This window comes from Bacteroidia bacterium (genome assembly GCA_016218155.1).
Lineage (GTDB): Bacteria > Bacteroidota > Bacteroidia > Bacteroidales > GWA2-32-17 > GWA2-32-17.
In genome coordinates, this window is sequence record JACREQ010000024.1 from 1 (window position 1) to 8,906 (window position 8,906).

10 protein-coding genes are annotated in these 8,906 nt (G+C 29.0%); 7 read left to right on the top strand and 3 right to left on the bottom strand.

Going from position 1 to position 8,906, the window contains the following annotated elements:
- The 3 genes from HY951_03165 to HY951_03175 form a co-directional block, all read right to left on the bottom strand.
- On the bottom strand, positions 1-669 hold a 669-nt coding region (locus HY951_03165), incomplete at its 3' end, for a hypothetical protein (GenBank protein MBI5539031.1).
- Positions 666-1,100, bottom strand: coding sequence for a hypothetical protein (locus HY951_03170; protein MBI5539032.1), 435 nt, complete (start codon positions 1,098-1,100; stop codon positions 666-668). The genes HY951_03170 and HY951_03165, both read right to left, overlap by 4 nt.
- 62 nt (positions 1,101-1,162) lie before the next feature.
- Complete coding sequence (locus HY951_03175; GenBank protein MBI5539033.1) at positions 1,163-1,369, bottom strand: hypothetical protein; 207 nt, start codon at positions 1,367-1,369, stop codon at positions 1,163-1,165.
- A gap of 332 nt (positions 1,370-1,701) precedes the next feature.
- Between HY951_03175 and HY951_03180 the strand changes: the two genes are divergently transcribed.
- The 7 genes from HY951_03180 (at position 1,702) to HY951_03210 (ending at position 8,837) form a co-directional block, all read left to right on the top strand.
- Positions 1,702-2,118 (top strand): hypothetical protein, encoded by a 417-nt coding sequence (locus HY951_03180; GenBank protein ID MBI5539034.1) that lies wholly within the window; start codon positions 1,702-1,704, stop codon positions 2,116-2,118.
- Positions 2,119-2,120: 2 nt separating this feature from the next.
- Positions 2,121-2,759: a hypothetical protein gene (locus HY951_03185; GenBank protein ID MBI5539035.1), complete on the top strand. Its 639-nt coding sequence runs from the start codon at positions 2,121-2,123 to the stop codon at positions 2,757-2,759.
- 166 nt (positions 2,760-2,925) lie between these two features.
- Positions 2,926-5,655, top strand: a complete 2,730-nt coding sequence (locus HY951_03190) for a hypothetical protein (GenBank protein ID MBI5539036.1) — start codon at positions 2,926-2,928, stop codon at positions 5,653-5,655.
- A gap of 55 nt (positions 5,656-5,710) precedes the next feature.
- Complete coding sequence (locus HY951_03195; protein MBI5539037.1) at positions 5,711-6,454, top strand: hypothetical protein; 744 nt, start codon at positions 5,711-5,713, stop codon at positions 6,452-6,454.
- A complete protein-coding gene (locus tag HY951_03200; protein MBI5539038.1) occupies positions 6,451-7,683 on the top strand; it encodes a hypothetical protein in 1,233 nt (410 codons plus the stop codon). Before HY951_03195 ends, HY951_03200 begins: the two co-directional genes overlap by 4 nt.
- Positions 7,664-8,182, top strand: coding sequence for a hypothetical protein (locus HY951_03205; protein ID MBI5539039.1), 519 nt, complete (start codon positions 7,664-7,666; stop codon positions 8,180-8,182). The genes HY951_03200 and HY951_03205 overlap by 20 nt, the downstream gene beginning before the upstream one ends.
- Before the next feature lie 70 nt (positions 8,183-8,252).
- Positions 8,253-8,837, top strand: a complete 585-nt coding sequence (locus HY951_03210; GenBank protein ID MBI5539040.1) for a hypothetical protein — start codon at positions 8,253-8,255, stop codon at positions 8,835-8,837.
- Positions 8,838-8,906: the final 69 nt, after the last annotated feature.

Genomic DNA, 8,906 nt, shown 5'->3' on the forward strand with positions numbered 1-8,906 from the left:
ACGTTCCTGTTCGTTGTCTGCTCCCAAATTTTCAATTCCTTCGAGGTCGTTCACCAAATCCATTACATTGGATGTGATACCTGAAAGAACAGCTACATTAATTCCGTTGAGGCTCATAGTAAAATCTTTATTTTTAGTGAATGGTTTTTCGTGATTGAAGCGTGATAACACACAGTCAATGATGTATTCTCCCTGTCCGTTTTCTTTGGGTACAACAACGTAAACATGCTGGTACACTTCACTATCGTACTTTGTTATGCGGAACTTATGTGGTATCTGGAGATTTGTCAGAATCGAGGAAACGAAGATTGAGAAGCAATCACAGTCTATTCCGGTGGATCTTTCCGTCCAGCTCCGGCAGGGTCTGCGAAGTTGCTCCAATCCTCGTTTATCTAACTTATATTGTATATGGTTGTAGAGAAAGTTCCAGATATTCCGGCAGGTTTCTTCAAGGGTTTTTCCTTTAAGGTAGGGTGCTATTTTCTTTGTATCGGAAAGGTATTTCCATACAACTTTTTTCATCAGTTCAACAGTATCATCCACTTCACCGTCTTTTATTACAATCCTGTCTTTTTCTTCCGGCAAACCGAATAACTGGTCGAACTGTTTACCGTCCCTGATAGGGCGATAACCGCTGGTGATGGATTGTATGGAATAAATATTACTCATACGATTTTGGTAGGTTCAGATTCGTAAGAAAGTCCGTTGGCGTAAAGAGAATATTTCATCTCAAGAGGAATGGAAAGAGCCTGTCCTACAGCTGCTAAATCTTTTGTCTTGAAAGCTGCAAGGATTTGAGGGATTTTACCTATAATACCATAAATATAACCTGCAAGTATAGTCCAGGGCACTACAATTTCTATGGTATCAATTTTTGTGTCTGTAAGTGGATTAATGGTAAATTCTTTATTTTCCGGTGTGGTACTGGTAATGTATTTTCCTTTGGTGGTAAGTGTAACAAATGGCTTGGTAATTTTCATAGTTGTTTTGGTAGGATTGGAAACATTAATTTCCGTACGGATGGCTATTCCTTTAAAATCAATCTTGTGAATTCTGGAATTTGATAAGGATGTTACCATTTTGTCGGAAACTCGTTTCATCCCGAACAGTCGGTAAACACCGTAGGCAATACCTCCAAGAATGGTTATTTTGAAAAAGGTTTTCATTTGCGAATTTGGTTTTTGATGTAATCAATGAGAACTTTTACTCCAAAGCCAACAAGGGCTGAAATGGCTGCATAAAAAGCAACTTCGAACACACCTTGCAGGGAGATACTTGCAAATACATTATAGTTTGATAAGGCTTTACCAACTCCTCCGAAGATACCGGAGAATGTTGTTATGACTGAATTTTGATCGTTGTGTGACATTTCTTTGTAGTTTTTCCCGATGGCGGGCGTTTATGTCTACAAAGTTCTGGCAGCGTGAAAGTGCGCTTGATGATTCTTGAAAATTCGTGAATGAAAATGATGAAAAATGAAAGTGCTTGAAAATGGATGAAAAAAATTGATAATTCTTGAATAAAAATGAGCAAGATTGAGCGAAATATTTTTTTATTGCTAAAAGTTTTATACTTTTATGTGTCTGAAAATTATATGCCTATACTTTTATTCAAATTGTATGATGAAAATGTTACACTTATTGATGAGTTGCGTATCTTTATTGAAATTAAACCAGAAAATGATAATAAAATAACCAAAACATGGATAATCTAAAATTAAAAGAGATTGTTTTTACTAAAGAAAAAAATAAAAAAATAATCAGAATTGACTATAATTTTTCTTACTTGAAAATAATAAAAATTATTTTGAAATCTCATATAGACAAACAACCTGATGAATGGGCTCAAGTTTTTAGTGAAACTTCCATTGAATTAAAATTGAAGAATATAAATGGTTCTTCTAAGACGGATTCATTTAATTTATTGCAATTTATTTCATTATATCAAAAGTTGCCAATTATTGAGTTAAATGCTGAGTTTCCAGATAACGAAACAAGAAAATATTTAACTAACAGTAATTTCTATAACAATGTTGAATTGACTTTTTTTATTAAAAAAGAAAAAGAAATATTTAATTTATATTATATTGAAATGCCCGGCTTACATATAATTGAATAACTATGGTACGTGTATTAAAAAAGATATTAATATTTCTTATTTATTTTTCAGGTTTCATTAGCTTAATCTGTATAGTCAATAGTTTTAGAGAAGTATTTTCATTAAAATCAGATTGTTCATTTGAAGGAGTAAAAACTTTTTTTAATACTTTCTTAAGTTATAAAGATATTCATAGCCTTACTTTAGCAGTATTAGGTATATATCTGGTAATTGAACAAATTGAAATAGCATTTTATGCAAATAGAATTACTTCAAGATTAGAATGGAAAAGTAGATTGGAGAATAAGTTAAAGGATTTTGATAATATTATTATCAAAAATTATTTTTCTGAAAAATCAAATGAAATATTTGATTTTTTACTACATAACAATTTACGTGTTTCAAATATAAGGCAATTGAAAAAGTTTTTCAAAAAATTTCTGAATGATAAAATTGAAGATTTTGAAAAATCGACTAATCAATATAATACAAATAGTTGCCATTATGAAAAGCCAGATCAATCATATTCAATTGAGGGTGTTAAAACATTAGTTACTGATTTAATAGATCCAGAGATTTCTTATGTGAATTTTACTAAAAACTTTAATAAATTATATATGAAAATCGTGAAAAATTTCAATTCAGATAAAATTAAGAAGTAGATAATATGATACTATAATAATTAAAAACAAATATTTCACATTAAGAGGTCTATTGTAAAAATACTCGCTAAATTCGACTATAAAACTCAACTTTTTTACATCACTTTTATTTGTTCTCAATATCAACAGTTATCATTATATTTGATTAACTTTTCAACAACCAATAATGCTAAATAGAATTGCAATAATTAATTCAGAGTTATTTGCTAAGGCAAGTATATATATTGGTGACAACGCCAATATTCAAATAACTGCTGAAAATAATGTAGGAAAAAGTTCATTCCTAAATACTCTAAATTTTCTTTACATCACAGATAAAGACCAAATGCGATTTGAAGATAACAGAAGATTATCTGATTCAATGAAGCACTATTTTGATGGTACAAGCATACATAGTTTTATTGTGTTTGAGATTTTTAAAAACGGTTATTATTGCATTTTAGTAAAAGCTACACCAGAAAACACAATTGAGTATTATAAGATAAATGGAGAATATAAAGAGAATTTTTTTATTCAAACATCAGCAGATGGTTTCAAGGTAAAAAAGTGGGAGAAAATTTTACAGGAACTCACAAACGACAATCCAACGGACCCGCCTACTTTATTAAAGGGTGAAGATTTATATAACCTTGTTTACAATTCCGACAAAAACAAAAATCCAGTTGTTTGGATTAAGAGAGAAGTTAAAAGAAAGGGCAGATCTCTTTCTAATAGCTTTACTGATATATACAAGCATCTAATTAAAACAAGTGAGATAAATGAAAAATCATTTAAAAACGCTTTGTTAATTGCCGACAATAAGCAAGATGTTTCACTGAATGTGTTTACCAGTTCCAGCTATGATAAAATAAATGAGTTTGAAAAAAAGAAAAACCATTTAGATAATCTATTAGCTGTAAAGCTTGACTTTGAGAAACTGGTACTCTTAAATAATACATTCATAAGTGAAGAAATAGTTTTAGGTAAACTGAAAAATACATTCATTAAAAAATTTAATGTAGTTGAAAAAGAGTTGTCAGAAAAAACAGCTATTAATAGCTTGCTTACAATTTCTATAAAAGATCTTGAAACAAAAATAGATATTACACTTAAAAATGAAAGGGATGCTTTAATTACTGAAAAAGCAAATTTCAATTCACAACTCGAAACAGCAGAAAAAGACAATATTGAAATTGAAAAGCAATTAAAAGAAATTGAGAATTATGAACCAACAGAAGATAACTTGTTGTTTCAAGGTCTTATTGCTAAGACAAAAAATGAAGAAAAACAAAGAATAGAACTCGAAGCACAACTTACACAATTAAAAAGAAGTAAATTCACACTCACAGAAGTTGAAAAGACAATTAAAACTTTGGAGGGAGAAATTGTAAAACAAGAAAATTCCATTAAACAGTTTGACAATTTACTTTATCAAAACATTTCTACAGACCCGGAAATTATAAGAAAGGCATATTCTTATTTGAGTGGTGATGTTGCCAAACTTGATAAATCAAAAATCAAAAAGAATATCAATAAAGCAGATTTTCCTTTGACTTTTTTTGATAGCAAAATTGATGTTAGTAGTATTGATATTCAGAAATTGCCAACGATTAAAGAACTCCAAGAAGAAGTTGGAACAAAGAAAAAAGAACTATCGGAAAAGAAAATTCAATTAAGTGCAATTAAAAACAGAGATACTCTGCAAGAAAGTATTGATGTTCTCAAAAAATCTATTGCCGTAACAAATGTTTTTATTGAAAAGATAAAAAACAAACCAAATCTTCTTTTAAAAAAGGATGAAAATGGAACTTTAATAAACATAACCTTGCCAAAATCAGTTAACGAAACTCAAATAAAAATAGGTAAAAAAGATGATGAAATAAAAAAGGAAAATGAGGTTTTTGAACAAAAGAAGAAAGAAAAGCAGAAATATGAAGACGATTTGAAAAAATTCAGAATCCAATATCAAAATTTTAATGATAGAAATGACATCTATGAGATAGAAGAAATTTTAGACGAGCCATTTGAAAAAATTTACGATAAGTTTTCTAAAATATATCAAGTCTTTGCAGGTATTGATGGAACAAGGGAGCGAAGAAAGGATTTGAAAGATACAATTAATCTTAAGCTAAAAAAGGACATTCAAGATATTAAAAAATTTATCAGAGAAGTTGAAGAAGAAATAAACAACGTTCCTCAAATGGATAAAGTGATAAGTAATTTATTAGACACACTCTCTTATGAAATTGGTAGTCCTACATTTTCTTTTCTTACCTCATTCAACGATTTCAAAACATTTGTTTATAAAAGTTACAATAGCAAATTAGCTGAATATCCCGTTTCAAATATTCAAAGTGTTAAAGTAAAAATTTATGAAAACGATGAACTTATTAAAGACTTGGACAAAATTTCAAAATTAAAATTTTCAAATGGTTTTGATTTTGACAATTCATATAATGAAAGTAAGAAAGCACTTGAAAGACAATTAACAGAAAGCAATGGTAAGCCAATTGATATTTACAACCTATTTACTATTAAAGTTGAAATAACAAAGGTCACTGGAGAAACGGAGGAAATCGATTTGTCCAAGCAAGTTCAATCAAAGGGAACCAACATTGTTTTAAAATTATATTTATTCTTGAATATATTGAAAGACTTGGTACATTCAACACCTGAAAACAAAATTGTTATTTATATTGACGAGTTAGATGCAATCGGACAAAAAAATGTAAAGTACTTAAATCAATTTTGTAAAGAACACAATTTCATTCCAGTTTTTGCAGCACCAAGAAAAGTAGAAGGCATACAGAAATATTATATGATTAAAGAGCCTCTTATTATAATAAAAAATCAGAAACCTAAAATCACATTTGGAGAATTACAATCTTTTCCAGTAACATATAGAAATGCAGACTAAAACATTTAAAAACTTTGTCAAGAAAATTTTAATCGAAGGCAAAATCAGTGCTTCTATGATCGGTGCTTCTATAAAACAAACTGGCGATTTCAATACGTTGATAACAGGTGGCTTTATTGAGTATTTGCCATCTATTACAGGAGGGGGTTGCTTTTATACAAAGAATAAAGAAGCATTGGAAAGATATTTTGCAGATAAATTTCCGGGCGAAACTGAAAATGTTTATACTGCAATTGGTAATGTAAACTCCTTAAGAAATACAAAGGCAGGAAAAAGAGAAAGCCAAAATGTGATTTTAATAAGAGGACAAAAAAGTGTTTTACTTAATGGAATTGAAACTGATCTGAAAAAATATTCAGATTCTTACGGCACATTTTCAGCTACTTTGAAAACTTTAGAAGCAAACAAAGTTTGTTTTGTAGAGAATTTAGATTCATATCTTTTAGCTGAACAAGTAATCAGTAATGATTATGTGTTTATTCATACTTATGGAGGTATTGGGAAATCTGTAATAAAAAAAATGAACGTTAAAGAAGTTTTAGTGTTTCCAGATTACGATTTTAAAGGTTTGCATAATTACTTACTTGTGAAAAGCGTTTTTGAAAACGCCAGACTTTTTGTTCCAAATAATTACGAAATCCTTTTAACAACCAAATCAAGAACCATTAAAACAAAACATGGAAGAGAGCAACAACCAAGCAAAAGCGTTTTGGAATGTGAAGAAGAAATTGTTGTGAAAATCAGAACTGATATTTTTAAAACTGGACATTTTGTAGAACAACAGGCATTATTCAAATGAGTAATTTAAATCTTTCGGGAAAAGACATATTAAGATTTTTGTTGACACACTATGAGTTTGCTCAATTGGCTTTTAGTTCAAGTAAGCCTGATTTTATTATTGATTCTGATAAGTTTCACAACCTAATTAACGAATATAATACAAGTAGTGAGAGTAAAATTTCCCTTTCTAAAATAACTACTGACTTAAAATTTTGCAGACAACTTCCAACTGGCGAATATAAACTGAACGGAAACTACACAACCTTTTTGGAGTTTATTTTTGATGACTTTATTTTGGACTTACCAGAAACTTTGAAGAATAGGTATCAAGCTATTTTTAGCCATTTCACAAACTTACAAATAGAATTAAATGAAAATAAAATCATTCTTTTAATTCAGGAAATTATTAAAGTAGTTGAGAAATTCCTGAATGATATTGAGGGACAGACCTTCCGCTTGTTGAGAGATACAGAATCATTAAAAGTTAATGCTGAAAACCATTCTGATTTAACAATCAGAATTCAAAAGGCAAATTATTGGATTGATGAATACATTATTCCATTAAATAGCATACTTGACAAAGACCATCCAAACTCTGTGGTAAATGCAATTATTCAAATCCAACGCTATACAAGTGAAAAAAGGATTTTAGCAGATACTTACAAATTAAAAAGAGAATTTGAAAAACTATATGCGTGTGCAGTAAATGCAAAGACAGAATTAGATCAAACACTTAGCAAACTAACAAGAGAACTATTGCCATTATTAGAAAGGATTAAAAGTGATTCAATTTTTTTAAGCGGATTTTATCATTTTATTGAAAATATTGACCAACCAGAAAACTATATTATACCATTGCCTGATTTATTAAGAAGAACAAAGGGCAATGTAATGTCAAAAACATTTAGCAGTGATGCAGAATTTTATATTGACCAATTCAACTATCAAACTCCTGAGATTTTATACGAAGAAGAAACTGAAGAAATAGAATGGCTACCAGATGCAAGTTATTTCAAAGAACTATTATTGAAAGAAAAAGAAGTAAGCAACTTCTATCAATGGTGTTTTAATTCTTTAAAAGAACATACTGATAACATAACATTATCAAAATATTTCATTGTTTCAAACATAATTTTGGAAGAAGATTTAATTGTAGAATATGAAGACGAAACAAGGTTTGAGATTCAACTTTCCGATGCCATATTAAAAATGCCTAAAGTCAAAATATATGAGAAGTTATCCGAGTGACCACAAGGAAATTGTAAGTAATCTTTTGGACGGTAGATTTATTATTTACCCTAATCCTTTGTTTGGTACAATCCAAACACAAGATGATGAATACAAGGAATTTTTCAAAGAATCGTATGGCTTTGAATTATGCATTGATTCTGAGTTTGCTTACTTATCTTCAAAAGAAGTTACTGAAAAACGAACAAGAGATTTTACTTTGTTTCTTGCTATGCTTTGTAGAGAGTTGGATTATAGTGGTAAAAATTTTAGAGATTTAATTGAGTTAGCAACCTTTGATATAATTGAGACTGAGCAACTTTTGAAGCAATCCTCACGATGGGATATTTTAGAAAAGACTTCTGTTGCAAACTTTGACACTTTCATTGATACTTGGCATAAGAAAAATGTTTTGAAGCGAACTGGCAGTCAATTTAAATTTACAAAAGCCGTCAAATTGTTTTTTGAGTTTGCTGTAAATGTTGCAAATGCTAAACTTAAAGAACAACAAATATTATAATAAGCATTAATATATGAACCATCATACTGAAAAATTATAATTTTACAATTAAATAATTTAAAAACTCTATATGCGTACTTTTTTAATTATTTTTTTAATTATTATATCAATAAATTGTATAAAGGGACAACAAGGAAATGTATATAATACGTTTATAAAATTATATGTTAATGATAGTCTTACTTTTGATATAGATACAAATTATAACGGATTCAATATATCTGCAAATAATGCTTTTATAAATATGGGTGGATACGTTCCGGAAAAAGTAGGCATTTATTTTTTTTTACCATTAGACACTTTTAAAATTATTGATTTACAACTTTTGATTAAATTAAAAAATAGCAATATGATACAAATTCCATTATTAGGAAAAGACATGAAAATTAATAATCCAATATTTTATACAACTGAAACTACATACACTAATGGTATCAACGGCATGTTTGAAGGTTCAAGAGGCTATGTAGTAAATAACAATTACGAACGTTTATATGATACAATATTAAATGTACGGGGACAATTTGAAATAAATTTTAAATTAAATTCAAGTATTTTTAATATAATACAAAACCATAAAGAATCTAGGGTATTTACTTCTTGCCACCACAATGTAACTATTACTATGCCTTATTTGCAAGTACTTTTTTGTTAGTGATAGGTTCCCGACTCATCGCTTGTTCTATTACTCTATGAAATAGCAACCCCCGACTATTAGATTTTC

Bases quoted from the DNA above. Each gene is read 5' to 3' on its own strand.
- HY951_03195 (MBI5539037.1), top strand. From the start codon at position 5,711: ATGATCGGTGCTTCTATAAAACAAACTGGCGATTTCAATACGTTGATA.
- HY951_03185 (MBI5539035.1), top strand. From the start codon at position 2,121: ATGGTACGTGTATTAAAAAAGATATTAATATTTCTTATTTATTTTTCA.
- HY951_03180 (MBI5539034.1), top strand. From the start codon at position 1,702: ATGGATAATCTAAAATTAAAAGAGATTGTTTTTACTAAAGAAAAAAAT.
- HY951_03200 (MBI5539038.1), top strand. From the start codon at position 6,451: ATGAGTAATTTAAATCTTTCGGGAAAAGACATATTAAGATTTTTGTTG.
- HY951_03170 (MBI5539032.1), bottom strand. From the start codon at position 1,100: ATGAAACGAGTTTCCGACAAAATGGTAACATCCTTATCAAATTCCAGA.
- HY951_03205 (MBI5539039.1), top strand. From the start codon at position 7,664: ATGAGAAGTTATCCGAGTGACCACAAGGAAATTGTAAGTAATCTTTTG.
- HY951_03210 (MBI5539040.1), top strand. From the start codon at position 8,253: ATGCGTACTTTTTTAATTATTTTTTTAATTATTATATCAATAAATTGT.
- HY951_03190 (MBI5539036.1), top strand. From the start codon at position 2,926: ATGCTAAATAGAATTGCAATAATTAATTCAGAGTTATTTGCTAAGGCA.
- HY951_03175 (MBI5539033.1), bottom strand. From the start codon at position 1,369: ATGTCACACAACGATCAAAATTCAGTCATAACAACATTCTCCGGTATC.